At 61.6% G+C, this 26,458-nt stretch carries 23 protein-coding genes and 1 tRNA gene; 9 read left to right on the top strand and 15 right to left on the bottom strand.

What is annotated here, in order from left to right:
* Window positions 1-65: 65 nt before the first annotated feature.
* The 14 genes from A477_RS0114740 to argS form a co-directional block, all read right to left on the bottom strand.
* Window positions 66-404, bottom strand: coding sequence for a hypothetical protein (locus A477_RS0114740; protein ID WP_017199728.1), 339 nt, complete (start codon window positions 402-404; stop codon window positions 66-68).
* Complete coding sequence (locus tag A477_RS0114735) at window positions 391-882, bottom strand: Cg1360 family ATP-synthase-associated protein (RefSeq protein ID WP_017199727.1); 492 nt, start codon at window positions 880-882, stop codon at window positions 391-393. Before A477_RS0114735 ends, A477_RS0114740 begins: the two co-directional genes overlap by 14 nt.
* 119 nt (window positions 883-1,001) lie before the next feature.
* Window positions 1,002-2,114 carry an MraY family glycosyltransferase gene (locus tag A477_RS0114730; protein WP_026005654.1) on the bottom strand — a complete coding sequence of 371 codons (1,113 nt, stop codon included), beginning with the start codon at window positions 2,112-2,114 and terminating at the stop codon, window positions 1,002-1,004.
* Window positions 2,115-2,394: 280 nt separating this feature from the next.
* Window positions 2,395-3,351: a glycosyltransferase gene (locus A477_RS0114725; protein WP_017199726.1), complete on the bottom strand. Its 957-nt coding sequence runs from the start codon at window positions 3,349-3,351 to the stop codon at window positions 2,395-2,397.
* The gene (locus tag A477_RS0114720; RefSeq protein ID WP_017199725.1) at window positions 3,352-4,137 is read right to left on the bottom strand and encodes a WecB/TagA/CpsF family glycosyltransferase; all 786 of its coding nucleotides are present in this window, start codon (window positions 4,135-4,137) and stop codon (window positions 3,352-3,354) included.
* Window positions 4,134-4,940: an L-threonylcarbamoyladenylate synthase gene (locus A477_RS0114715; protein WP_017199724.1), complete on the bottom strand. Its 807-nt coding sequence runs from the start codon at window positions 4,938-4,940 to the stop codon at window positions 4,134-4,136. Before A477_RS0114715 ends, A477_RS0114720 begins: the two co-directional genes overlap by 4 nt.
* Before the next feature lie 12 nt (window positions 4,941-4,952).
* Window positions 4,953-5,825 (bottom strand): peptide chain release factor N(5)-glutamine methyltransferase, encoded by an 873-nt coding sequence (gene prmC / locus A477_RS0114710; RefSeq protein WP_017199723.1) that lies wholly within the window; start codon window positions 5,823-5,825, stop codon window positions 4,953-4,955.
* A 34-nt stretch (window positions 5,826-5,859) separates the two neighbouring features.
* Window positions 5,860-6,933 carry a peptide chain release factor 1 gene (gene prfA / locus A477_RS0114705; RefSeq protein WP_014922181.1) on the bottom strand — a complete coding sequence of 358 codons (1,074 nt, stop codon included), beginning with the start codon at window positions 6,931-6,933 and terminating at the stop codon, window positions 5,860-5,862.
* 247 nt (window positions 6,934-7,180) lie between these two features.
* Window positions 7,181-9,253, bottom strand: coding sequence for a transcription termination factor Rho (gene rho / locus A477_RS0114700; protein WP_017199722.1), 2,073 nt, complete (start codon window positions 9,251-9,253; stop codon window positions 7,181-7,183).
* A gap of 305 nt (window positions 9,254-9,558) precedes the next feature.
* A complete protein-coding gene (thrB, locus tag A477_RS0114695; protein ID WP_017199721.1) occupies window positions 9,559-10,533 on the bottom strand; it encodes a homoserine kinase in 975 nt (324 codons plus the stop codon).
* Between the two features lie 2 nt (window positions 10,534-10,535).
* Window positions 10,536-11,639: a threonine synthase gene (thrC, locus tag A477_RS0114690; protein ID WP_017199720.1), complete on the bottom strand. Its 1,104-nt coding sequence runs from the start codon at window positions 11,637-11,639 to the stop codon at window positions 10,536-10,538.
* The gene (locus A477_RS0114685; protein WP_017199719.1) at window positions 11,640-12,956 is read right to left on the bottom strand and encodes a homoserine dehydrogenase; all 1,317 of its coding nucleotides are present in this window, start codon (window positions 12,954-12,956) and stop codon (window positions 11,640-11,642) included. It abuts the gene before it with no gap.
* Window positions 12,949-14,421 (bottom strand): diaminopimelate decarboxylase, encoded by a 1,473-nt coding sequence (gene lysA, locus A477_RS0114680; RefSeq protein ID WP_017199718.1) that lies wholly within the window; start codon window positions 14,419-14,421, stop codon window positions 12,949-12,951. The genes A477_RS0114685 and lysA overlap by 8 nt, the downstream gene beginning before the upstream one ends.
* Window positions 14,422-14,425: 4 nt before the next feature.
* Window positions 14,426-16,075 carry an arginine--tRNA ligase gene (argS, locus tag A477_RS0114675; RefSeq protein WP_017199717.1) on the bottom strand — a complete coding sequence of 550 codons (1,650 nt, stop codon included), beginning with the start codon at window positions 16,073-16,075 and terminating at the stop codon, window positions 14,426-14,428.
* Between the two features lie 235 nt (window positions 16,076-16,310).
* Here argS and A477_RS0114670 point away from each other — a divergent pair, with 235 nt between their 5' ends.
* The 6 genes from A477_RS0114670 to A477_RS0114645 all read left to right on the top strand — a co-directional run bounded on the left by A477_RS0114670 (window position 16,311) and on the right by A477_RS0114645 (window position 20,966).
* A complete protein-coding gene (locus A477_RS0114670) occupies window positions 16,311-16,805 on the top strand; it encodes an FMN-binding protein (RefSeq protein WP_017199716.1) in 495 nt (164 codons plus the stop codon).
* 5 nt (window positions 16,806-16,810) lie between these two features.
* A complete protein-coding gene (locus A477_RS0114665; protein WP_017199715.1) occupies window positions 16,811-17,683 on the top strand; it encodes an FAD:protein FMN transferase in 873 nt (290 codons plus the stop codon).
* Window positions 17,680-19,182 (top strand): FAD-dependent oxidoreductase, encoded by a 1,503-nt coding sequence (locus A477_RS0114660; protein WP_017199714.1) that lies wholly within the window; start codon window positions 17,680-17,682, stop codon window positions 19,180-19,182. Before A477_RS0114665 ends, A477_RS0114660 begins: the two co-directional genes overlap by 4 nt.
* Before the next feature lie 130 nt (window positions 19,183-19,312).
* Window positions 19,313-19,385 (top strand) — tRNA-Arg (locus A477_RS0114655).
* Window positions 19,386-19,542: 157 nt separating this feature from the next.
* Window positions 19,543-20,583, top strand: a complete 1,041-nt coding sequence (locus tag A477_RS0114650) for a M4 family metallopeptidase (protein ID WP_237715806.1) — start codon at window positions 19,543-19,545, stop codon at window positions 20,581-20,583.
* 80 nt (window positions 20,584-20,663) lie between these two features.
* Window positions 20,664-20,966, top strand: coding sequence for a protealysin inhibitor emfourin (locus A477_RS0114645; protein ID WP_017199712.1), 303 nt, complete (start codon window positions 20,664-20,666; stop codon window positions 20,964-20,966).
* A 56-nt stretch (window positions 20,967-21,022) separates the two neighbouring features.
* Here A477_RS0114645 and A477_RS0114640 read toward each other — a convergent pair whose 3' ends face one another.
* A complete protein-coding gene (locus A477_RS0114640) occupies window positions 21,023-21,991 on the bottom strand; it encodes a GlxA family transcriptional regulator (RefSeq protein ID WP_017199711.1) in 969 nt (322 codons plus the stop codon).
* Window positions 21,992-22,072: 81 nt separating this feature from the next.
* Between A477_RS0114640 and A477_RS23525 the strand changes: the two genes are divergently transcribed.
* From A477_RS23525 to hrpA, 3 genes are all read left to right on the top strand, one after another.
* Entirely contained in the window at window positions 22,073-22,243 is a 171-nt protein-coding gene (locus A477_RS23525; protein WP_017199710.1) for a hypothetical protein, read from the top strand.
* A gap of 158 nt (window positions 22,244-22,401) precedes the next feature.
* Window positions 22,402-23,394 (top strand): helix-turn-helix transcriptional regulator, encoded by a 993-nt coding sequence (locus tag A477_RS0114630; protein ID WP_017199709.1) that lies wholly within the window; start codon window positions 22,402-22,404, stop codon window positions 23,392-23,394.
* Window positions 23,395-23,407: 13 nt separating this feature from the next.
* On the top strand, window positions 23,408-26,458 hold a 3,051-nt coding region (gene hrpA, locus A477_RS0114625), incomplete at its 3' end, for an ATP-dependent RNA helicase HrpA (RefSeq protein WP_017199708.1).

Below are 26,458 nucleotides of genomic sequence, written 5' to 3'. Positions count from 1 at the left end.
TGTGTCCATCATTGGGCATTGGTTGGAATCCGAACGCGTTGGACGCATTCACAATCCATGTGAAATTATTTGGCATTACTGTCCCCGTCCGTGGACGGACCGCTGTCTGCGTTGCTCTCGCCAGAAGAATTGGAGCTTTGCCTGGTGAGGCCGTGCATATGGGAAAGATAGAACCCTCCTGCGGCTCCCAGCAGAGCGCCAAGGAGCACAATCCAGCGGGTCCCCCACAGATTATCCAGACCCCAGCCTATCAAACTCCAGACAATGATCCCGCCAATGATGTAGCTGAAGACAGCGATGCCGGCGTTGTATCCGCCGTCGTTTCCGGCTTCGGCTGATTCATTGCGGTTGGCAGCTTGCCGGGCATTGGCAACCGGGCGTGAATAACGCTTACGCGGAGACATCCGGGCCACCCTTCGGTTCTGCGGGATCGTTGTAGATCTGGAGACGGGCCTTGCTGAAAGCGTAGATCTCCGCGGCCTGCCAGAAGACGACTGAGACAACCGCCCCAATGAGGAACCACCGGCCTTGGAGCCAGTCCGGCTTACCAAGTACAAACAGCACTACGGCGAATCCGATGACTTTGATGAAGTAAGTCGCAACAAAGAGTCCGATCGCGCCGGAAGGATTGTTCCGGCCAACGAAATGGCCAATCAGGAGACTGATGCCAAAGAAGAGCATCACCAGCATGGCACCGAGAGCAGCCGATAGTGCGCTCTGCCCGTCGGCCACGAGGGCCGCGATGACGCACGTAACGGCGGTGGCTGCAAGTGCAGCAAGGACGCTGAGAGAAAGCAACCGGAGCCAGAGATTGGTTGTCTCACCGGAAACTCCAACACCACGTTTACCGGACGGGCGTCCGGTTTCGGCGTTGGATGTCATGGGGATACCAATCCTCGTGGCACAGGTGCCATATTCTCAAAGTGGGGTTACGGGCGAGTGACTGTCCGCAGAAAGAATTCTACATGAGATAGAACTGTGACCATAACCGGCCGTCACAACTACTCCCCCGGACGCGTGGAGTTCCGGGTGAAGTAAGGCCATGCCGTCACCGCGGCCATGACGAGCGCTGCGGCTATGACCACGATGAGCACAATTTGCCAGGGGAACACGGCAAAGGCGACGCCGCCGAAGGCAAGAATGCACGTCCACACGTAAAGCATGACGACGGCGCTGCGGTGCGAGTATCCGAGGTCCACCAGCTTGTGGTGGAGGTGCCCGCGGTCTGCCGACCAAGGCGATTGGCCCCTGGCTGTCCTGCGGACAACGGCCATCCCCAAATCAAGAAGGGGAAGGGACAGCACCGCGAAGGGCAGCAAGATGGGAACGATGGTGGGGATACCGTTGGCACGGTCGTAGAGACCGGAGCCGATCTGCCCCGTGGCAACGACGCCGGCTGAAGCCATCAGCAAACCAATAAGCATGGCTCCGGAGTCGCCCATGAAGATCTTTGCCGGAAACCAGTTGTGTGGCAGGAAACCGATGCAGCTCCCCACGAGGATGGCCATCAAGAGTGTTGCGAGGTCAGAGTTGTCAGTGGATGGATTGTTCCTGTGCACCCAATAGGCGGTGAGGAAGAACGCTCCCCCGCCAATGATGGCTACCCCGGCAGCCAGGCCGTCCAGTCCGTCGATAAAGTTGACGGCATTCATGGTGGTGACAATGAGCCCGGCGGTGAGCAAAATCTGCACGACTTCGGACTCAAGGAAAATCGGTTCGGGAATAAAGGGCACCACAGACATCCGCACACCCCAGATAGCCACGATGAAGGCGGCTGCGGCCTGGCCCAGGAGCTTGATCCACCAACGAATGTCCAGGATGTCGTCCGCGACCCCCACCGCGACAATCACGACGGCACCAGCGAGAATCCCCCAAGGCGCATCGTTGTGCCTGAAGATGTCCTTGACGAAGAAGGAGTTGCTCGCAACCACCAACGCAGCGAAGAAGCCCACAAAGATGCCCAGTCCTCCGAGTTTGGAGATCAGGGCCGAATGCATGTCGCGGCTTCTGATGGGTTGGTACAAGCGCAGCTTGTTTCCCACGACCCGTGCACCCCACGTCCCGGCGTAGGACACCACGGCCGCCGTAAGGGCCATCAGCATGTACATGATCATGACGCGGCCCCGAACAGCGGCCTGCACACCACACCGAAAGAATGGATCATCGAATGCAGCCGACGGGTTTGATTGCCGTCTGGTTGTGGGCAGCTCAAGGTGTGGAATTCTGTCTTTGGATAAATGGAACTACTCCGTCGCCATGCCTGCACCGGCTGTGCCGAATGTTGCGGGATTACTGTGGACTCTAGTCACGATACTAATGCCAAGGGCCGTGACCACCTCGTGATGCAGCCGCCAAGCCCCAGCGTGTTTAGCTGAGGCTCAAGCCGCGTTGCTGCTACCGGACGGGCTCTTGGACGTTACGCAATTCGTAGATCCCTTCGAGCACCTGCGCGTTGGGGCGCGGAGCTTTCAGGCTGTGGCGCAGGCCCTTCACAAGCCCCGCCAGAAGCACTTTGCGATTTGGAGAAGCGGCAATTGTGCGGGTCCAGTTGCGCAGCGAAGCGCCGGTAAACAGGATCTTTTCCCACGGTGCCAGGGCGTTCGATCGGGTGTAAACCCAGAGCTTGTTACGCACTTCATAGTAGAAGCGCGGGCCGGGATCCGCTCCCGCATCACCAAAGACCTTCGTGTGGTGGTTGGCCACCGATGCGTTGGTAGTCAGGGCGATCCCGCGGCGGGAAATCCTCGCGGTATATTCAAGGTCATCGTTCCAGATGAAGTAGTCCGCAATCGGCAGGCCATGCTGCTTGATTTCTTCAGCACGTATCAGCACCGAAACGAAGGAAGCACTCCGGATCTGGGTGGCACCCAGTCGGGCAGCAACGCTGCGCTCTTCCTCGCTCGCACCCATTCGCGGCCGCATACGGTTCATCGGGTGGTCACGGCCATCAGTCCACACAACACGGCTTGCGATGAAGGCCGGAGCCTCGCCCGTTTCCTGTTGGTAGGACTCAGCGGCGTCCAATGCTTCATGAAGGGCATTCGGTTGCGGTTCCGTGTCGTCGTCCATGATCCAGACGTGGTCCGCAGCGTGGTCCAGTACGGCCCGTTCCATACCAACGACGAAGCCACCGGCACCGCCCACATTCGTGTTCAACGTGACCACATCAAGGGTCACCGGGCTTTGGTACTGCTGGAGGAACTCTGTGGTTCCGTCTGTGGAGGCGTTGTCAACGATGACCACGGCGTCCGGTACCCGGGTACCTGCAACAATGCCCTCCAGGGTCGTCTGGAGGAGTTCACGCCGGTTATAGGTCACTACAACAGCGACCACGACAGGGTGGGACGTCATTTACTTGCCTTTGGTCTTGGATGGTTGGAAACGGCGCCGAATCAGCAGGCCCGCCAGCTTCCAAGGTTCAAGGAAAACCCTGTAGGCCACACGGCCGGGATGAAGGACCAGCCGCCAGGCCCATTCGAGCCCCAAGCGCCCGAGCCAACGCGGCGCCAGTCTTTGGATGCCCGCGACTTGTTCAATGGCACCGCCGACGGCGCAATAAAGGGCAGGCGGCAACTGCGCGAGCCTACGGTGAAGGACTGTTTCCTGCAGCGGCATCCCAAGTCCGAGCAGGACCAGTTGCGGACGGAAATCGGTCAGCCAGTTCACCACCGCGTCCTCAAGGTTGCTGTCCCATCCCTCACCAGGCATTCCATCCACCGTTGCACCGGGAATGATGGAGCGCAGCCGGGCGACTGCCTTGGTATTAGCGGCCCGTCCGGCGCCGACTACGGCCACACGTTTCAGGCCGTTAACCTTGCCCAGCTCCGGGATCCAATCCATGGAACCCAGCCGGTAGGCCATGGTTCCCTCACCCAGCGCCTGGAGTTGACGCTTGTGGGCGAGTCCCCAAAGCATCGCAACGGGAGCACCATCCAGGAGGACGATCGAGCTGTCCTCGTACAAAGAACGCACATCCGGGCGCGAATGGAGCAGCGTGATGCTGTGAAGATTATGTCCAAGCGCGGTGGCGGTTGTTCCGGCAGAGATCAGCCCGCCCATTGCTTCAATCAGCTCATTGACGCGCATCGGAGTGGCGTCGACGTCAAGGACGGGGACGCGTTGGCGCTCCGGAATCATTCGGGCTTGGCTTCGCTTGGGGCCTCTGGCTTCACTGACTCTTGAGTTGAATCCACGACGGCGGACGCTTCCGTTACTTCGATCGGCGCATCACCCGGTGTTGCCATGGCGTCCTCCACACCAGGCGCCTCCGCAGGAATGGTTTCACCAATGCCCAGGATCGAAGGAACGATCTCGCGGAGTCGCTCCAGCTCGATGGCTCCTTGGCGCACTACCCGGAACGGGGTGGAAGTGGCATCAACAATAGTGGAGGGCAGGGCAGCAGTCCCCTTGACGGGACGGAAACCGCCCTCGAGGTAGACCTCTACGGACTCCGCCAGTTGGAGTCGCGCTTCGGAAGCCGTCTGTGCTGCTTCCTGGCCCGTCCGGTTGGCGGAGGAAACCGCCAACGGACCTGTGAGCCCCAGGAGTTCCAAGGCAATCTGGTCATCGGGCATCCTGAGGGCGACGGTTCCCTTGGTTTCGCCGAGGTCCCAGTCCAAGGACGGCTGCGCATGCAGGATCAATGTCAGCCCACCCGGCCAGAAGGCCTGTGCCAGCGCCCGGGCATCGGCCGGGATATCGGCGGCCAGCCCATCCAGGGCATTAACCCTGGGTATCAGGACCGGAGGGGGCATCTGCCGGCTGCGCCCCTTGGAGGCCAGCAACATGGTGACGGCCAAAGGCGAAAAGGCATCAGCTGCAATGCCGTAGACGGTGTCCGTTGGCATCACGATGCACTTCTTTTCGCTGATGGCGCGCTGGGCATGCTGAAGGCCTTCAGTCCGCTGGTCATCGGAAGTGCAGTTATAGGTTGTGGTCACAGCGCTATTCTTTCACTCATCGGGAGACGGGCTTGCCAGGAAAGCGCTGGTGGCACGTTCCTTGCCGTTCAGGTCACAGTGCGTGGTCACGTCTTTCCAACGTCCGGTTCGTTGCAACATACCGGCGATCCATCCGGCTTGGACTTCGGCATGTTCCATCACGAAGTAACCACCCGGTTTGAGCAGACGGGCCGCTGAGGCCGCTGCCGCCGTCGGAAGTTCCATGCCGTCCGCTCCCCCACCGTACAGTGCCTCCGGCGGATCGTGGAGGGCTACTTCCGGCTCTGTGGGAATCGCTTCGGCCGGGATGTACGGCGGGTTGGATACGACGGCGTCGAAAGTTCCGTTGTGCTCCGGGAGGGCATCCCGAAGATCGCCTTCAATGAGCACGACGCCCAGCGGTTCGAGGTTCCTGGCGGCCCAAGCATGGGCAAACGTACTGTATTCCACCGCATGGACCTCAGCGCCCGGAACCTCTTGGGCGATGGAACCGGCAATTGCACCGGATCCTGTTCCGAGGTCCACCACCTTGGGTTTCGGCATTCCAGCGAGGTGATCAATGACCAATTGAACTACCGATTCCGTTTCAGGACGCGGAATGAAGACGCCAGGACCGACGCGCAACACCAAGTGACGGAAATAGGCGACGCCGGTGATGTGCTGCAGGGGGACCCGTCCAGCGCGTTCCTCCACCAACTCCCGGTAGCCGTCGGGAGCGGGAGCGTCGCCGAGCAACATGGCACGCAGGCGGCCAAGGCCAACACCGAGCAGGTGTTCAGCAAGTAACTCGGCGTCGACACGTGGGCTGGGCACACCGGCGTCGGATAAGACGGCAGCAGCCTCGCGAACAGCGTCCGCGAGGCTCTGGCCTTGGTAAAACGTCATGGATGAACTCTGCTGTGGTTGTTGTCCGGCAGCGCTATTCGCCGATGGCGTCCAGGCGCGCCTGCTCGTCAGCTTCAATGGCTGACTGGATCACGGGTTCAAGATCGCCGTTCATGACGGCATCGAGGTTGTAGGCCTTGTAGCCGGTGCGGTGGTCCGCAATACGGTTTTCAGGGAAGTTGTACGTGCGGATGCGCTCCGAACGGTCCATGGTGCGGATCTGCGACTTGCGCTGTTCGGAGTTGGCAGCGTCGATCTGTTCCTGCTGGTGGGCCAGAAGGCGCGCGCGCAGAACGCGCATACCGGCTTCACGGTTCTGCAGCTGCGACTTTTCGTTCTGCATGGCCACAACGATGCCCGTAGGCAAGTGGGTAATGCGAACCGCGGAGTCGGTGGTGTTCACCGACTGGCCACCGGGACCGGATGAGCGGTAAACATCGATCTTGAGGTCGTTCTGGTTGATCTCAAGTTCTTCGGGCTCATCAACTTCGGGAAGCACCAGCACACCGGCAGCCGATGTGTGAATGCGGCCTTGCGACTCGGTCACGGGGACCCGCTGGACGCGGTGCACGCCGCCTTCAAACTTCAGACGGGCAAAAACGCCCTGTGCGGGGTCGTTCGAATTGCCCTTGATGGCCACGGCAACGTCTTTGTAGCCGCCAAGATCGGATTCGGTTGCGGAGATCATTTCAGTCTTCCACCCACGCGACTCGGCGTAACGCATGTACATCCGCAGAAGATCGCCAGCGAACAATGCAGCTTCGTCGCCACCTTCGCCGCCCTTGACTTCAAGGATCACGTTGCGGGCATCGTCCGGATCACGAGGGATCAACAAACGGCGCAGCCGCTCCTGTGCCGCAGGAATCTGCTCCTCCAGCTGCACAACCTCTGCAGCGAATTCGGGATCCTCGTCTGCCATCTCCTTGGCAGCTTCCAAATCATCATTGAGCCCGCGCCATTTGTTGTACGCCTCCACAATGCCCTGAAGCTGAGCAGACCGACGCCCCAACTTCCTGGCAGCAGACTGGTCGGCATAAACGGCAGGATCACTCAACTGTGCCTGAATAGCAGCATGCTCATCCAGCAATCCCTGTACGGACTCAAACATTTTCAAACCTCTTTCGACTCGTATCCAAGTCTAATTTGCGCCAACGATTCCGTAGGCCGCACGAATTCCCGCCCCGGGGAGGTGACGGCCGGACGCAAAGGTGACGAGTCCGCCGTCGGGTAATTTTGCCGGCCCGGGAGTGGCATCGGGCCTGTCGCAGCGTTGCTGCTGACTTACGCAGTATGTCAGCAGCAACGCGAAGGGGCGGGGCCGGCAAAATTACTCGACGGCCCCACCCCACGTAACGCTATTTGTCGTTGTCCGACTTCGCTCCAAGCGTCGTCTTCTGAACCTGCATGAGGAACTCGACGTTGCTCTGCGTCTCCCGGATCTTGTTGGTCAGCAGCTCAAGGCTCTGCTGCTGCTCCAGGCCGGAAAGGACGCGGCGCAGCTTCCACATGATCTTGACTTCTTCAGGCGAGAGCAGGTTCTCTTCGCGACGCGTGCCGGACGCGTTGACGTCCACTGCCGGGAAGATGCGCTTGTCTGCCAACTGCCGGGACAGGCGGAGCTCCATGTTGCCGGTGCCCTTGAACTCTTCGAAGATGACTTCGTCCATCTTGGAGCCGGTCTCAACGAGCGCGGTTGCAAGGATGGTGAGTGAGCCGCCGTTTTCGATGTTGCGGGCTGCACCGAAGAAGCGCTTGGGCGGGTACAGCGCTGCAGAGTCCACACCACCGGACAGGATGCGGCCTGAGGCCGGTGCTGCCAGGTTGTAGGCGCGGCCCAAGCGGGTCATGGAGTCCAGGAGGACCACCACGTCCATGCCCATTTCCACGAGGCGCTTGGCACGTTCAATGGAGAGCTCGGCAACCGTGGTGTGGTCGTCTGCGGGACGGTCGAAGGTGGAGGCGATGACCTCACCCTTGACGGTGCGCTGCATGTCCGTTACTTCTTCGGGACGTTCGTCAACCAGCACCATCATGAGGTGAACCTCAGGGTTGTTGGTGGTGATTGCGTTCGCTATGGACTGCAGGATGAGCGTCTTGCCCGCCTTCGGCGGGGAGACGATCAGGCCACGCTGGCCCTTGCCGATCGGGGCCACGAGGTCGATGACGCGCGGACCGATCTTTTTAGGATCCGTCTCGAGGCGCAGGCGCTCGGACGGGTACAGCGGTACGAGCTTGGCGAACTCGACGCGGTCCTTGAGTTCTTCCGGCGTCTTGCCGTTGACGGAGGTGACGCGGACGAGCGCGTTGAACTTCTGGCGGGCAGACTGCTGGCTGCGGTCCTCACCGTCGCGCGGTGCACGGATGGCGCCAACGACGGCGTCGCCCTTGCGGAGGTTGTACTTCTTGACCTGTGCCAGGGAAACGTAGACGTCGTTTGCACCCGGGAGGTATCCGGAGGTCCGGATGAACGCGTAGTTCTCCAGAACGTCAAGGATGCCGGCTACAGGAAGAAGGACGTCGTCCTCGGTGACCTCGACGTCGTCAACGTCCGGTCCCTGCGCGCGGCCACGGCGGCGCTCGTTGCGGTCGCGGAAGCGGTCGCTGCGGGTGTTTCCATCACGGCTGTCCTGCCCGCCACGGCGGTCGCTCCGGTCGTTCTGGTCGTTGCGGTCACGACGGTTGCGGCGATTGCGGCGATTGCCGGTGTCGTCGCCGTCGTTGTTGTCTTCACGGCGTCCGCGGGTGTTTTCGCGGCGTTCGCGCTGCTGGTCGCCCGAGTCAGACTGTTCACGCTGCTCACGCTGTTCCGTGCGGTCAGCACGCTGCTCACGCTGTTCCGTGCGCTGCTCGGCTGCTGGCGCTTCTGCTGCTTCGGCAGGAGCCGCGGCAGCTTCGCCGCGGCGGCGATTACGGGTACGCGGCTGGCGACGCTCAGTAGCGGCATCGCCGGTCTCGACAGCTGCCGGCGCCTCGACAACCGGTGCGGCTGCGGTCTCAGCAGGCGCAGCAGCAGCTTCAGCGGCTGCTACTACTCCGTCACTGGTAGCCCGACGGCTGCGGCCACGACCGCGGCCGCGGGGTGTTTCCTGAGCTGGTGCCTCGACAGCTGCATCAGCAGGTGCGCTGCTTTCAGGAGCGGCCTTCGGCTCTGCAGCCCGGGCTTCCTTGGCCGCAGATGCTTTTGCCGTACTGGCCTTGGCAGGGGCCTTGGTAGTGGAGGTGCCGGCACGGTGGGCCGAGATGGCTGTGACCAAATCCCCCTTGCGCATGCGGGATCCCCCGGAAATGCCCAGTTGGCTCGCGAGAGCCTGAAGCTGGGCGAGCTTAAGGCCTGCGAGGCCGCTGCTCTTGGTGGTTGCTGCAGTTGACGAATCAGCAGCAGAAGATGTTGTGTCCACAGCTGAAGCCAGCTCAGTGGTTTCTGTCACGAAGGATCCTTCCCCCTCGACGGCGTCCAGAGCGAGAGCTGGACGCGATGATTTGTTCTGGGCTGCAGTTCAGATCTGCAGCCGGTGATTTGGGCCGTGCCTGATGGATTGTGGCCAACAGGGCCGGATACTGATCGTCATCACTGGATCCAGTTGCCCGGACAGCCGGCGTAGGTTCAGGAAAACAGAGAGATTTCTGCGGCACCTGAGACAGGCCGGAAAGAGACGACACCACCAACGTTGGCACAGTTGACGAAAGGTACGGCAAAACACCGAGATCCAAAATCAGGGAACTGCCCGCGGCTTTACCGGCGGTGCACTTCCACTCTAGCACCTTGATCGTCCACAGCCAGCGTCATCACGCGCCAACCGACGTCGGGTGTGTTGTCCGCCGTGAATGTGCCGATGAATCCGGCGATAGTGGCAGCTTCCTCAGCGCCATTTGCCAGCACCATCACGGTGGGGCCCGCGCCGGAGACAACCGCTGCATGTCCCGCAGACCGAAGAGCAGCGATGAGGTCGGCACTGGGACGCATTGCCTGAGCGCGATAGCTCTGGTGTAGATAGTCTTCCGTGGCAGGCAGCAGCAACGTGGGATCCGCAGTGAGTGCGTGAATCAGCAAGGCTGCACGTCCGGAGTTCATCGCTGCCGCGTGATGTCCAACGGATGCCGGGAGCAATCCGCGAGCAGTCTCCGTTGACAGTTCGTAGTCCGGGACCGCCACCACGGGGATAACCGACCGTACGACGTCAGCGCGTGTGGTGCTGTACTGCTCGCTGTCCTGCCACGACAGCGCCAGTCCGCCGAAAATGGCGGGTGCGACGTTGTCCGGGTGGCCTTCCATCTCGCTGGTCAACTGCAGAATCCAATCGCGATCTTGCCGGAATTCAGCGGGGACCAATGCGTTGGCGGCAGTTACGGCAGCAACCACAGCCGAGGCTGAAGACCCCAGTCCCCGGCCATGTGGATTGACGTTGTCCGCAATGATCTTCAGACCTGAGTGCCGGAATCCAAGCCGATTCAGCGCAAGGTCAATTGCGCGGACAACCAGATGGCTGGCGTCACGTGGGAGGGAGTCAGCGCCCTCACCGGAGAGCTCGAACTCGAGCTCTCCGGTACTGAGGGTTTCCACCGTCAAGGTGTCGTAAATCGACAGGGCCAAGCCGAGGCTGTCGTAACCGGGCCCCAGGTTGGCACTCGTACCGGGGACCTTGACGGTCAGCCGCTGACCTGCCGCGACGAGTGCACGATCGGTCGCGGTGGGCTGCGTTGATTCCACTCTTAGTTTTCTTCCAGTCCCAGTTCCGCGGCAACAGTGACGACATCGTTCGGCACCTTGACGGGCTGGACATCGCTGCCGTCCTCAGTGCGGAGGGCCCACTGCGGGTCCTTGAGCCCGTGTCCGGTGACCGTGATGACGATGGTTTTGCCGGTCGGGACCTCGCCTGCAGCGTGCTTCTTGATCAATCCCGCGACACCTGCAGCGGAACCCGGTTCAACGAAGACGCCTTCCTTCGCTGAAAGCCAGCGGTGGGCGGCGAGGATCTCGTCGTCGGTGACAGCTTCAATCAATCCGCCCGATTCGTCACGGGCCGCAACTGCGGTCTCCCATGAGGCCGGGTTGCCGATGCGGATGGCAGTAGCGATCGTGTCGGGCTCGGTAATGGGGTGCCCTGCAACGAACGGCGCTGCACCTGCAGCTTGGAAGCCCCACATGACGGGTGTCTTGGTGGAAACAGCCGGGAGTGTTCCGTTAGGCGTCTCAAACGGCGCGGAATACTCCTTATAACCCTTCCAGTAGGCGCTGATGTTGCCAGCGTTGCCCACTGGAAGGACGTGGATGTCGGGGGCATCGCCCAGTGTGTCCACAACTTCGAAGGCACCGGTCTTCTGGCCCTGGATGCGCGCCGGGTTGACTGAGTTCACCAGGAACACCGGGTAAGCCTCGCCGAGCTTTCGAGCGATGTCCAGGCAGTTGTCGAAGTTACCATCAACCTGGAGCAGGGTGGCACCGTGGGCGATAGCCTGGCTCAGCTTGCCCATGGAGATCTTGCCCTCGGGCACCAGCACCGCGCACTTGAGGCCGGCGGCTGTGGCGTACGCAGCAGCTGAGGCGGAAGTGTTGCCGGTAGAGGCGCAAACCACAGCCTTGGCACCGGCCTCCACAGCGGCTGTCATGGCCATTGTCATGCCGCGGTCCTTGAACGAACCCGTGGGGTTCATGCCTTCGACCTTAAGGTAAACCTCGGAGCCGGTCAGCTCTGAAAGCTTCTGCGCATGGACCAGGGGCGTGCCGCCCTCGCCCAGGGTGATGACCTTGGTGGCTTCCGTTACAGGCAAACGATCAGCGTATTCGCGGATTACTCCGCGCCATTGGTGAGCCACTTAGACCCCTTCTACCCGGAGTACGGATGTTACAGAATTGATGACGTCCAGGCCCTTCACGGCCTCGACGGTTGCCGCGAGTGCAGCTTCGGATGCACGGTGCGTCACGATCTTCAGCTCGGCCGACTCAACGTTCGAGGCGGAGTCGCGGTGGATCGTTTGACGCATGATTTCGATGGAAACCCCGTTTTCCGCAAAGATGTGCGCGATCCTGGCCAGCACGCCGGCTTGGTCAGCGACGTCCAGGCCGATGTAGTAGCTGGTGGTGGACGCATCGATGGCCAGCGCCGGAACGTGGCCAGTGGTGGTTTCCGTTCGGCCGGGGCCGCCCAGGACCAAACGCCGGGCGGCAGATACGAGGTCACCCAGCACGGCGGATGCGGTGGGCGTCCCACCCGCACCTTGGCCATAGAACATTAGTTCGCCTGCGTTTTCCGCTTCAATGAAAACGGCGTTGAAGGCACCACGAACAGCAGCCAGCGGGTGTTCGCGCGGCAGGAGTGTGGGGTGAACGCGCACAGAAATGCCGCTGCCGTTGTCCGATGATTCGATCTTCTCGGCGATCGCGAGCAACTTGATGACAAAGCCGGCTTCCTTGGCGGAGGCGATGTCCGCAGCGCTGACCTTGGTGATGCCCTCGCAGTAGACATCATCCAGCGAGAAGCGCGTGTGGAAGGACAAGGATGCAAGGATCGCTGCCTTCGCTGCGGCGTCATGACCTTCGACATCGGCTGTGGGGTCGGCTTCGGCATACCCAAGGCGCTGGGCTTCCGCCAGGGCGTCGGAGAACTGCGCACCTGTGGTGTCCATCTGGTCAAGGATGAAGTTGGTGGTGCCGTTGACGATGCCCAGGACGCGGGTGATGCGGTCGCCGGACAGGCTGTCGCGGATAGGGCGCAGGATGGGGATCGCACCGGCGACGGCGGCCTCGTAGGACAGCTGGACGCCGGCCTTGTCTGCCTCTTCGTAGAGTGTGGGGCCGTCCTGTGCGAGCAGTGCCTTGTTCCCGGTGACAACGCATGCCCCGTTCTGGATGGCCGTCAGGATCAGCGAACGGGCAGGCTCGATGCCGCCCATGAGTTCAATGACGAGGTCCGCATCCTTCACCAAGGTATCGGCATCCGTGGTGAATAGTTCGCGCGGCAGTTCGACGTTGCGCGGGGAGTCGATATTGCGCACGGCGATGCCGGCAAGTTCCAAGCGGGCTCCGCTGCGGGCAGCGAGGGCCTCGGCGTCGTCAATCAGAATCCGCGCAACCTGGGCCCCAACGTTGCCACAGCCCAGCAGGGCCACCTTCAGGGTTTGCACTTCAGACATTCGCCACTCCCATGTCGCGGTTCAAGAGATCTTCTTCGGTTTCCCCGCGGACAATCAGCCGGGCGGCTCCGTCGCGTACAGCGACAACGCCAGGCCTGGCCAGGTAGTTGTAGTTGCTGGAGAGGGCCCAGCAGTAGGCGCCGGTACCCGGTACTGCGAGCAAATCACCGGCTGCCACGTCCGCGGGCAGATATACATCTCTAACAACTATGTCGCCGCTCTCGCAATGTTTGCCCACTACGCGGGACAGCTGAGGAGCCGCCGAAGAGTCCCGGGAAGCCAAAATTGCCGAATAATCCGCGTCGTAAAGCACCGGGCGCGCGTTGTCGCTCATCCCGCCGTCCACCGACACATAGCGGCGGGGATACGTAACGTTGTTGTCTCCTTGTTCCCCCTCAGTGACATCAACACGGACGGTCTTCAGCGTGCCAACTTCATAAAGCGTGAACGTGGTGCTGCCCACGATTGCGCGTCCGGGTTCAATCGAAATACGAGGTGGAGTGATGTCCAGCTCAGCGCACTTGGAACGCACGACGGCGGCCATCGCCTGCGCGATTTCGGCTGGCGGCCGGGGTGTATCCACCGGGGTGTAGGCGATTCCGTAACCGCCGCCCAAGTCCAGTTCGGGCATGACGATGGAGTACTTGGCCTGCATGGAGGCGAGGAAGCCCAGTAGCTTCTCCGCTGCAAGGGCAAAGCCGTCCGGCTCGAAAATCTGGGAGCCGATGTGGCAGTGGAGGCCCAAGAGCTCGATGCTTGCGTAGGAGGTTGCTGCAGCCACCGCTTCCTCGGCTGCTGACAAGCCTGCTTCATCGGTAGTGTCCCCTGCCATCGAGAGGCCAAACTTCTGGTCCTCGTGTGCCGTGGCAATGAACTCATGTGTGTGGGCGTGCACGCCGGGGGTCAGCCGGAGCATGACCTTGGCAGTTTCGCCACGGCTGGAGGCAATCTTGGCAACCCTCTCCAGTTCATCGAGGCTGTCCACCACGATGCGGCCGACTTTCATATCCAACGCGCGTTTGATCTCGGCGTCGGACTTGTTGTTGCCGTGCAGGCCAAGATTGGGTCCTTCGATTCCCGCACGGGCGGCAACAGCCAGTTCGCCGCCCGAACAGGTGTCCAAGCGAAGGCCTTCCTCGGAAACCCAGCTGGCCACTGCAGTGCACAGGAACGACTTCCCGGCGTAGTAGACGTCCACTCCCCCGCAAATGTCCGCGAAGGCGGAATCAAACGCGTCTTTGAACGCCCGAGCGCGGGACCGGAAGTCCGATTCACTCATGACGAACAGCGGAGTTCCATACTGTTCCTTGAGCTCGCTGACGGACGCTCCGTCAATGGTGACCTCGCCGGCGTCGTTCTTCTCAACCCCGGCCGCCCACATGGGCGACTGCAAGGCGTTGAGGTCTTCGGGAACAGCCAACCAATCAGGTGCGAGCGGAGAAGCGTGTGATGCGTTTGTGGTCATTTCCCTACATCCGTTCCGGCGCAGAAACGCCCAGCAGTTCGAGTCCGTTGGCCAGCACTTGGCTGGTGGCGTCGTTCAACCACAGACGCGTACGGTTGACATCCTGTACCGGCTCGTCCCCTTGCGGAGAAACGCGGCAAGCGTCGTACCAGCGGTGGTAGGCACCGGCGATGACTTCGAGGTGGCGGGCCACACGGTGGGGCTCGCGCAGTTCTGCAGCCTTCGCCACGATGGACGGGTAGCTGCCGAGGTAGGAGAGCAACTCGTTTTCCGTGGCGTGGTCCAGGAGCGATGCGTCAAAGACAGAACGCTCCACGCCGGCCTCGGCAGCATTGCGTGCTGTGCCGCGGGAGCGGGCGTGAGCATACTGCACGTAGAACACCGGGTTCTCGTTGCTGTGTTTCTTCAGCAGTTCCGGATCCAGCGTCAGCGGCGAGTCAGCCGGGAAACGGGCCAGGGAATACCTGACGGCATCCTTGCCGAGCCAGGAAATAAGGTCCTTGAGCTCGATGATGTTACCGGCGCGTTTGGAAAGCTTGGCGCCGTTCACGGACACAAGCTGGCCGATGAGGACCTCGATGTTGACCTCGGGATCATCGCCCGCGCAGGCTGCGATGGCTTTCAAACGGTTGATGTATCCGTGGTGGTCCGCACCAAGCAGGTAAATCTTCTCCGTGAAGCCGCGGTCCTTCTTTGAAAGGTAGTACGCAGCGTCCGCAGCGAAGTAGGTAGGTTCGCCATTGGCACGGATCATGACACGGTCTTTGTCGTCACCGAAGTCTGTGGTGCGCAACCAGACGGCGCCGCCGTCGTCGAAAACATGGCCTTGCTCGCGAAGGCGGGCGACGGCGGATTCGATCGCACCGGCGTCGTGCAGTTCCTTTTCCGAGAAGAAGACGTCAAACTCGACGCCAAACTCCGCCAACGTTGTCCTGATGTCTGCCATCTGTGCCTGGTAGGCAGCGGCGCGGATAACGGGCAGGGCTGCCTCGTCCGTCAGCTCGCGGATATCCGGGTGGGCCTTCAGGACTTCGTCGCCAAGCTCGCGGATGTACTCGCCCGGGTAGCCCCCCTCAGGCACGCCACGTCCATGAAGACGGGAGAGGACGGAGTTGGCGAAGACGTTCATCTGCGAGCCGGCGTCGTTGATGTAATACTCGGCGGTGACGCTGGCGCCGGAGGCACGCAGAACACGGGCAATGGCATCGCCCAAGGCGGCCCAGCGTGTGTGCCCGATGTGCAACGGACCGGTGGGATTCGCTGAAACGAACTCCATGTTGACCACACGCCCTGCGAGCGCCTGGTTGGTGCCATAGCTGGTTCCCGCCTCAACAATGGCTTTGGCGAGGGCGCCGGCTGTGGCAGCATCCACGGTGATGTTCAGGAAGCCCGGACCGGCGATTTCCACTCCGGTAACACCGGGAATGCCTTGCAGACGGTTGCTGAGGATGCCTGCGAATTCACGGGGATTCATGCCGGCCTGCTTGGAGAGTTGCAGGGCGATGTTGGTGGCCCAGTCTCCATGATCCCGGTTCTTGGGTCGCTCCACTCGTACGGCGTCGGGCACGACAGATTCCGTCAGGGCGATTTCGCCGGTGGAAACGGCGTCCCTAAGGCAGGCGGATATGGCAGCAGAGAGTTCTTCGGGAGTCACGCTCCTAGCCTACCGGGGGCCCGCAAAGTCGCGGAATTGAGGGTCCCGTATGTGGATAATGTGGTCACAGCCCACTTACAGGAACGGCTACCCGACGCCACAGACTGAACCATTACGCTGAATTCAACGTTGTGAACACGTAGGAGGTGGCCTCGTTGGTCATCCCGGTACACGCAGTATCCCTTGACGTAAGTGACCATTGACGAATTCTTGTCCAGTTGAAACGAGCAGAACCATGACTACGCCACTCCGCAAGAGCCTCTACGTTGGTTTCGCAGGCCTCTCCATCATTGGAACAGCCGCGGCATGTGCCCCCACAACCGAAGCCCCTTCGACCCAAACCCCCGCTACCCAGGATGGGGGCCAGGCCTCCACCAGCAGTCCTTCGTCACCGGGCACTTCATCGTCAACGGCTGTCGCTTCTACCGGCGCTTCCGCCTACAAGGACGGGACCTACAGCTCCGACGGCACGTACACGTCGCCCAATGGCCAGGAGACGGTGGGGGTTGAGCTGACGCTTGCAGCCGACAAGGTTTCTGCGGTCAACATCACGGTCCACCCCTCCAATCCCAATACCAAGAAGTTCCAGGGTGAGTTCGCCAGCGGGATCGCCGCACAGATCGTGGGCAAGGATATCGACGAACTCAACGTCTCCAAAGTGGCTGGCTCTTCACTGACTTCCGGTGGCTTCAACGAAGCCGTGGAACAGATCAAGTCCCAGGCCAAGTAGCAGCCATGCCGCACCCTGGCTGGAGCACCTTCCGCTTCGAAGGGATCGGTACGCAGTGGGAGATATCGACGCCGGCCGGCTTGGTTGCCGCTGTCCGGCGTGAACTGCTTGAAGTGGTCGCGGCGTACGACACGACGTGGTCACGGTTCAGGACGGATTCCTTGGTGTCCGGCCTTTCCCGTAGCGCAGGAAAAATCACCCTTCCGGGGCACGCCGTCCGCCTGCAAGAGGTCTATTCGACGCTGTATCGCCTCAGCGGTGGTGCCATGACCCCGCTCATCGGCAGCAGCCTGGAGCGGCTGGGTTATGACGCCACTTATGCCCTCAAACCATCGGGCAGTCCCCTCCCTCCGCCCCGCTGGGAAGACGTCCTTGATTGGGCAGGGACCGAGATGTCGGCAAAAGAACCGGTGGTTTTGGACACAGGAGCCGCCGGGAAGGGCCAGCTCGTGGACCTCTTGGGCGGAGTCCTGCGGGAAGCCGGGTACGCCGACTTCCTGTTGGACGGAAGTGGCGACATGCTGCACTCCGGAAACCAGCCGGTCACCGTTGCTTTGGAGCATCCCTATAACCCCCGGCAGGCCATAGGGACGGTGGAACTGCACAACTCCGCATTGTGTGCCTCGGCCTCGAACCGCCGCGTGTGGGGTGATGGTCTCCACCATGTCCTGGATGGAACAACGGGCAAACCTGTACACACCACTGTGGCTACATGGACCATGGCTGAGAGCGCCCTGGTGGCTGACGGCCTGGCCACGGCATTGTTCATGCTTGAACCTGCTCCGCTGGAGAAGGAATTCGACTTCTCATGGCTGACGGTGTCGTCGAGCGGTGCTGCCGCCTTTTCGAAAGGTTTTGAGGGGAGACTGTTCACATGATTGCCGCTAAGTCCCGCGTGGACACCTGGTTGGGCCACTTCACCATGTACCGCTTGATTCTCTGGGTGCTGGGCGTGCTAGTGGCCTACAGCATGGTCCTCAACGTCTTGGGATGGTTGACCTTTGGCCTACCCGAGATGCTGGTCCATTTGGTGCTTTGCCTGGGCGTAACCTATGCCTCCGGCCGACTCCTGGCTTGGCTCTTTGGTGTCAAGCAGCATACGGAGTCGTCACTGATCACTGGACTGCTGCTGTACTTCCTTTTCTGGCCCGCCTTTGGAGCGATGGAGATCGCGGGCGTTGCGTTGGCTTGTGTGCTGGCCAGCGTGTCCAAGTACGCCCTGGCCTTCCGCGGGCGTCATATCTTCAACCCGGCCGCCGCAGGTGCGTTCATTACGGGCCTGACGGGGCTCAATATCGCCACGTGGTGGGCTGCCACGCCGGCGATGCTGTGGCTGCTGGTTCCCGGAGTGCTGATTGTCCTGTATCGCACACGGAAAATGCTGATGGCCAGCGTTTTCCTGGTGACGGCCACTGGCATCATCACCGTCGAGCTACTTAGCCGCAATATGTCGCTGGGACAGGCTTTATGGCAGTCCTTGGCCCAACGGCCGCTGCTGTTCTTCGTCGGCTTCATGCTTTCGGAACCACTCACCCTGCCTCCCCGTCGCTGGCAGCAGTTGGCGCTTGCCGCCGTCGTGGGTGTCGTTTTCGCAGTCCCCTATAACTTCGGCTTTATTGCCAACTCCCCGGAACTCGCACTGCTGCTGGGTAACCTCATTGCGTTCTTTGTTGGACAGCGGGGCGGCGTCCACCTGACGTTCAAGGGTTCGCGCCCCCTCACCCCTGCCAGTACTGAATTCAGGTTCGAACCGCAGCGTCCAGTGCGCTTTGAGCCCGGACAGTTCATGGAGCTCAATCTGCCGCATTCCGGATCCGACGGTAGGGGCCGTCGCCGCGTCTTCAGCATTACCAGCCCTCCTGGTGCGGCTGAGGTTACCTTCGGCGTGGGTACGGCCGAGCCACTGTCTGCAGCGAAGAAGGCGCTGCTTGCGCTTCGACCCGGGGACACCGTTGCTGCAACAGCCGTGGGGGGAGACTTTGTTTTACCGCACGACGCCGGGAAGCCGGTCCTGCTGATCGCCGCAGGAATCGGCATCACGCCTTTCCTGTCGCAACTGGCCGCCGACAACGCCGCGCGCGACACGGTGGTGGTATACCTCGCGAAAGGTCGCGAGGAGCTGGCCTCCGTGGAACAGCTGCAAGCCTCCGGAGCGAAGGTCATCGCCCGCCTTGCGGACGGTTCCACTCCCCCGGAGTTCATGGTCGACGCCGGTACCTCCAGAATCGATGCAGCGCGCCTTAAGGAGCTGGTTCCGGACATTGGGGATCGGGAAGTCTTTGTCTCGGGCTCGCCGGCGAGTGTGGATTCCCTTCGAGCTGCAGCACGTGTCGCAGGGGCGCGGCGAGTCCACGTGGACTCGTTTGCGGGTTACTGATTCGAAGGGCCCGGGGCCGGGCCTGCTGCTCCTGCGCCGTGACTTTCCTCCGCTGTGCCGGGTTTTCATTTGCGGCACAGGGACTGCTAAGCTCTAGGACGTCCCACCGGCAACGGAGGGAACCCTGGATGCCCTCGTAGCTCAGGGGATAGAGCGTCTGCCTCCGGAGCAGAAGGCCGTAGGTTCGAATCCTATCGAGGGCACAACGAATACCCCGCCAGCCCTGCTGGCGGGGTATTTTGCGTGCCGGATATGGACTATCAGTTGGGGGCTTGCCGGGCTTGGACCGCAATATTGTCAGCCCCTGCTCCTAGGCTGATTTCAATTGGTCATACCGATAGCCAAAGGGGTTTTGCCGTGATGTGTTCAATCGTCCCGCCGTATATGCTGCGCAGGATCGCTGCCCGGAACGAACCACGCCTCCGGGCAGTTGCCAGGGCCGCGAAGGAGTCGTTGCTGCATATCAAGGACCTCCAGGCCATCCGGACAGCCCCCATCCCTGCTGCACCGCCGAGCGCACGTCAAGCCAAACCCGGTCCGCCCAAGCGGACAATCTTCGATGCCGAGTCCTCCGAGGCCTTGCCCGGCCGCATTGTCCGCAAGGAAGGAACACCACCCGTCGGCGACGCTGCTGCGGACGAGGCCTACGACGGCCTCGGGAGCACACACCGGCTGTACGGGGAAATCTTCGGGAGGGACTCCATTGACGATGCAGGGCTCGCCCTGGATGCAACGGTTCATTACGGGAAGCTCTACGACAACGCCTTTTGGGACGGGAGCCAAATGGTCTTCGGCGACGGCGATGGCCAAATTTTTCAGCGCTTCACCAAATCCGTGAGTGTCATCGGCCACGAACTTGCACACGGGGTCACCCAATACACAGCCAATTTGGCCTATCGGAACCAGGCCGGCGCGCTGAACGAGTCCATGTCGGATGTTTTCGGTGTCCTCGTCGAGCAGTATCTGAAGCAGGAGTCGGCCCGGGATGCCAGTTGGCTCATCGGGGAGGGCCTCTTCACAGATCAGGTCCAAGGCGCCGCCCTGCGCTCAATGAAGGCGCCGGGGACGGCTTATGACGACGATGTTTTGGGTAAAGACCCGCAACCGGATTCCATGGATACGTACGTACGGACGAGTGCTGACAATGGCGGAGTGCATATCAACTCCGGCATCCCCAATAAGGCCTTCTACGTGGTTGCCACGGAACTCGGAGGCAATGCGTGGGAGGCACCCGGCCAGATTTGGTACGACACCTTGACCAGTGGATCCCTGCCGGCAACCTGCACGTTTGGAAAGTTTGCCAAGACTACGGTCGCCACTGCTGAGGAACTTTTCGGGACCGGATCAGCTGAGCATGACGCCGTCCTGAAGGCGTGGGAGACTGTGAAGGTCAAGGTTTAGTCAGGTGGCGGGACCGGACAGTTTGCTTCGGTCCCTGCCGGCTGGCTGACAACGGAACGTCGAACGAGAAGCAGCCGGCCATGAAGATCACCGTCCAACGCAGTGGGGGAATCGCCGCGATGACACGCGTCTGGAGCGTAGATGCTGTGTCCCCCGATGAGAAGGAACGATGGGTGCCGATCGTTGAGGCCTGCCCGTGGGACGAAGCCAAGAGTCAGTCCCGGACACCTAATGAGCCGGACCGGTTCATGTACTCCATCCGTGCGGGGCAGCGGCGGGCAACCCTTCCCGACCGCGCCGTAACTGGCCCCTGGCAGGAACTGGTGGAATGTGCCAAGGCCGAAGGTGCGGAGTCACGAGGCGGCTTCGGAAGCCGCCGCTAAAAGGAGCCACGCTTACAGCCCGGAGCAGTTTCGGTCGGCATCCATGTGGCGCGATTTCAGATGGCTTCTGCCAACTGCCCCCGGAATGCCCGCCTGTAGCTTTGCGGACTTGTGTCCAACACTTTGGTGAAGTGGTGACGCAGCAGGACGGAATGCCCGAACCCTGCAACCCGGGCGATCTCGTCGATGTTCAACTCAGTGGTTTCCAACAGTTCCTGCGCACGCAGCACACGTTGAGAGTTCAGCCATGCTGCGGGCGTCGCTCCGGTTTCCGCCCGGAAACGGCGGGCAAACGTCCTGGGAGACATGTGGAGCCGTGCAGCCAACTCGTTCACGCTGTGCTCTTCGTCGAGGTGTTCAACCATCCAGCGCAGCAATGCCTCCATGGGAGCTGAACCACAGCGGGGCATAGGCCTGTCGATGAACTGGGCCTGGCCGCCGTCGCGATGCGGCGGTACCACCATGTCGCGCGCGATCGCGGCTGCTACATTCGCTCCCAACTCCTCACGAACGAGATGAAGGCATGCGTCGATTCCGGCGGCCGTGCCGGCGCTGGTGATGATGGTCCCGTCCTGAACGTAGAGGACGTTCTCGTCCACGATCGCGTCCGGGTACCGGCTGGCCAGGTCCTGCGAATAGTGCCAGTGCGTGGTGCAGCGACGCCCGTCCAGCAACCCTGCCCGGGCCAGGGCATAAGCACCGGAGCAAATGGACATCACCCACGCGCCCCTGGCATGCGCTGCGCGCAAGGCAGCCATAACGGACTCGGGGACGTCCTGGTCACGGCCGAACGGCGCCATGATGACGAGATCTGCGTCGGCGGCTGCTTCGAGGCCGAGGTTTACATGAAGGGATAAGCCGGACTTCATGCGGATATCACCCGGTTCCGGGGCAACCACGCGGAAGTCAAAAGCCGGCACCCCGGCACCACGGTCTGATCGGTCAATGCCGAAGACCTCGAAGGCTGTACCGAATTCAAAGACCGAGAAGTTGGGAACCACGATCACCGCCACTGATTTCAACATAACTCCAGTGTGGCAGAAAATTATCTAAAAGGGGCATTTCTGCCACTGTTTCTTCAACTGCCCCAGGAGCACGCTTGAGGTATGGAAATCTTCGGAATCATCCTCTTCATCGTCCTCACCACCGCCGTCGCTGCCACCGTTTCAGCCCTGTTGAAGGATGGCCGCGGGCACAACCCGCCCATCAACTCCAAGGAACCCTGGAGCGCTTTCGAGGCACCGAGCAGCCCGTATTGGAACCCCCGTATTTACTAGGGGAATGCCAAGCCACGGCAAAGGCCGGAAAGCCACATCCACACGACGCCCGTCCGTTCACGGAATTCTGCAGGATTCCCCCGAACGGCGGGCGTCCCTATTTTGCCCAACGCCCGCCAAGGACCCAATCGGATGCCCCATGGGCTAGATTCACATGCATGATCCAAACGTCTGCGCGGCTCCTCCAGCTGTTGTCACTGCTGCAGGTGCGTCGGGAGTGGACGGGACCGGCCTTGGCCCACCGCATGGGGGTGACGGAACGGACCGTGCGCCGGGACATCGACAAGCTGCGCAACCTGGGATACCCCATACACGCCTCCCCCGGAATAGCTGGCGGCTATCAGCTTGGCGCCGGCGCGCAGCTTCCCCCGCTGCTGCTGGACGACAATGAAGCGCTGGCCGTCGCTTTGGGCCTCAATTCCGTAGCCGCGGGCCCGGTGGCAGGCATTGGTGAGGCATCCGTTCGCGCCTTGGCGAAGCTGGAGCAGGTCTTACCGTCCCGCCTGCGTCCCAAGTTCGCCATGCTGAAAGCCGCCGTCACCACTCTCCCCAGCAACGCGGGCACCGTTGATCCCCAGCAACTGACCGTCGTCTCCGCCGCAATATCGGACCGGCGCCAAATCTCCTTCGACTACGTCACATCCGACGGCGAATCAGCACGCCGGCTGGTGGAGCCCTACAGGCTGGTGGACACTGGACGCCGATGGTATCTGGTGGCGTGGGACGTTGACCGGGAGGATTGGCGAACCTTCAGGGCTGATCGTCTTGCTTCCCTGCCATCGGAGCGCAAGAGGTACACGCCAAGGCCCCTGCCTGCGGAAGACCTGGCCGCTTACGTGCAGGAGTCCATCACCCGCTCGCCGTACAGGTTCGACGTCGTGGTGCGGCTCCGCGCTCCCCTGGCCGAGGTATCCGCCGTCGTTAGTTCCCAATACGCGACGCTGACGGCCGACGGCCCGAAAACCACCATCCTGCGGTCGGGATGGGACAACCTGGCCGCCCCGGCGGCGTATCTGGCAGCTATGGACATGGATTTTGAGATCCTGGAGCCTGCTGAATTCAAGGCGTACGCCATGGGACTCTCCAGCCGGCTGCGTGCTGCGGCCGGGACTGTGACGGACACAGCGGACGTGGAACCCTACTCACAGTAGACTGACAGCAGCCATGACACTTCATATTTCCTATCCCGCAGAGCTGCCCGTATCCGAGCGCCGCGAGGATCTGATGGCGGCCATCGCCGCAAACCAGGTGACCATCATTGCCGGCGAGACCGGTTCGGGTAAAACCACGCAGATCCCCAAGATGTGCCTCGAGCTTGGCCTTGGAGACAAGGGCCTGATCGGACACACCCAGCCTCGCCGGCTCGCAGCGCGCACGGTGGCCGAACGCATCGCTTCCGAACTCGACGTGGAAATTGGCCAGGAAGTTGGCTTCCAGGTCCGCTTCACCGGCGAGGTCAGTGCGTCCACCAAAATCAAGCTGATGACCGACGGCATCCTGTTGGCTGAGATTCAGCGGGACAAACTTCTGCGGAAATACAGCACCATCATCATCGACGAGGCCCATGAGCGCAGCCTCAACATCGACTTCATCCTGGGCTACCTCAAGCGCATCCTCCCCCAGCGCCCGGACCTTAAGGTCATCATCACCTCGGCCACCATCGATCCCCAACGGTTTGCCAAACACTTCGGGTCCGAGGAAGATCCGGCACCGATCATCGAGGTTTCCGGACGAACATATCCGGTGGAGATCCGGTACAGGCCTTTGTCGCAGCCGGCGGGCGGGGACGAAGACACCTCGGACGATGAACTCGAAGAGGACCGCGATCCCCTTGACGCTGTCTGCGACGCCGTGGACGAGCTCGCCAAGGAAGCACCCGGCGACATCCTCATTTTCTTCTCCGGTGAGCGCGAAATCCGCGATGCTGCCGAGGCCATCAACGGCCGCATCCAAACGAACAGGCGCCTTGCCGGGACGGAAGTCCTCCCCCTATTTGCCCGGCTGAGCCTTCAAGAGCAACACAGGGTCTTCAACCCCGGCGGAAAACGGCGCATCATCCTTGCCACCAACGTTGCCGAAACGTCGCTAACCGTACCAGGCATCAAGTACGTGATCGATACCGGAACCGCTCGTATTTCCCGATACTCACACCGGACTAAAGTCCAGCGTCTTCCCATCGAGCGAGTGTCCCAGGCATCGGCCAACCAGCGCTCGGGCCGCTGCGGGCGCGTTTCCGAGGGCATTGCCATCCGTTTGTACTCGGAAGAGGACTTCGAGTCGCGTCCGCTGTTCACGGATCCGGAGATTCTCCGGACCAACCTCGCTGCCGTCATCCTACAGATGACCGCCATGGGAGTTGCCCGCGGACCCAAAGACGTAGAGAACTTCCCGTTCGTGGAACCGCCCGACTCCCGGGCCATCAACGACGGCGTCACGCTCCTGCGCGAACTCGGCGCCTTGACGTCGCCCAAGTCCGGTAACGCAGGTGGCAACGGTCGCACCGGCAGTGGACTGACCGCCGTCGGGCAGAAATTGGCACAGCTGCCGGTGGATCCTCGGCTGGGCAGGATGATAGTGGAGGCGGGAAAGCGTGGCTGTGTCCGTGAAGTCATGATCCTGGCCGCTGCCCTCACCATCCAGGACCCCCGTGAACGGCCAACGGACAAACAACAGTTAGCTGCGGAGAAGCATGCACGGTTCCGGGACGAACTCTCGGACTTCACCGGCTTCCTCAATCTGTGGAACTACATCCAGGAAAAGCAGCGCGAGCTGTCCTCTACCCAGTTCCGCAAGCTATGCCGCAACGAATTCATCAACTACCTGCGCGTCCGCGAGTGGCAGGACCTCTTCACCCAGCTCCGACAGATGGCCAAACCCCTTGGCATCTCCCTGGACAACAAACGGGAAGCGGATCCCGTGGGCAACTACGAGGGCATCCACATCAGCCTGCTCTCGGGGCTGCTGAGCCACATCGGCCTCTTGGATGAGCGCAAGCGGGAATATGCAGGCGCCCGCGGAAGCCGTTTTGCGATCTTCCCCGGTTCAGCACTGTTCAAGAAGTCGCCCACGTTCGTGATGGCGGCGGAACTGGTGGAAACGAGCCGCCTGTGGGCCCGTGTCGCCGCAAAGTTCGATCCCTTGTGGGCCGAGCAGGTAGCTCCGGACTTGGTGAAGCGGTCCTACAGTGAACCGCATTGGTCTTCCCGGCAAGGCGCCGTCATGGCTCATGAGAAAGTGACGCTGTACGGCGTACCGATCATTCCCAACCGGCGGGTCAATTACGGGCGCGTCGATCCCGAACTTTCGCGCGAATTGTTCATCCGCCATGCCCTGGTGGAAGGTGAATGGAGGACCCATCACAAATTCTTCCACCGTAACCGCGCCCTCCTGCAGGAAATCGAAGAACTCGAAACCCGCATGCGGCGCCGGGACATCCTGGTGGACGATCAGACGCTCTTCGAGTTCTACGATGCACGCGTTGGCAAGGAAGTGGTCTCCGAGAGGCACTTTGATAAGTGGTGGAAGGACGCCCGGCAATCAGACCCCGACCTTCTGGACTTCGACCAATCGTTACTGATGAGCGAAGACGCCGAAGCCTTGGACGACTCCGCGTATCCGAAGACTTGGATGCACAAGGGATTCGAATTACCGCTGAGCTACGAGTTCCATCCTGTGGCACCTGGCTCGGCCCCCAACCCCTCCGACGGCGTCACCGCCGAAGTTCCGGTGTTGTTCCTCAACCAGCTGGACGATGCCCCCTTCCGCTGGCAAATCCCCGGCCAGCGGGTGGAGCTGGTCACTGCCCTCATCAAATCGCTGCCTAAGCAAGTTCGGAAGAACTTTGTGCCCGCCCCGGACGTTGCGAGGCAAGCAACCGCGGCACTGGAAGCGGACTTCGATCCCGCCACCGATGAGCTCGAGCCATCCTTGGAACTGGTCCTTCGCCGGCTCCGCGGGCACGTCATTCCTCCCGGATCCTGGAATTGGGATGCAGTACCGCCCCATCTACGCGTCAGCTTCAAGGTGGTGGACAGCAGTGGCAAGGTACTCGACGAAGGAAAGGACCTCGCCGAACTCCAGGAAAAACTGGCACCGGCCACACGCCGCGCCATCGCTGAATCCCTCGGAGCAACGCCTGCGACGACGTCACGCGCGAAAAGCGTCAAGGCAACCGGCGCGGCGGGGGCACCCAGCGGCGAAACGCCAGGGCCGGCT

The sequence above is a fragment of the Arthrobacter sp. M2012083 genome (genome assembly GCF_000281065.1).
Taxonomy (GTDB): domain Bacteria; phylum Actinomycetota; class Actinomycetes; order Actinomycetales; family Micrococcaceae; genus Arthrobacter.
Note: the sequence above shows the minus strand (reverse complement) of the source record. Positions and strands in the feature narration are given on the sequence as shown.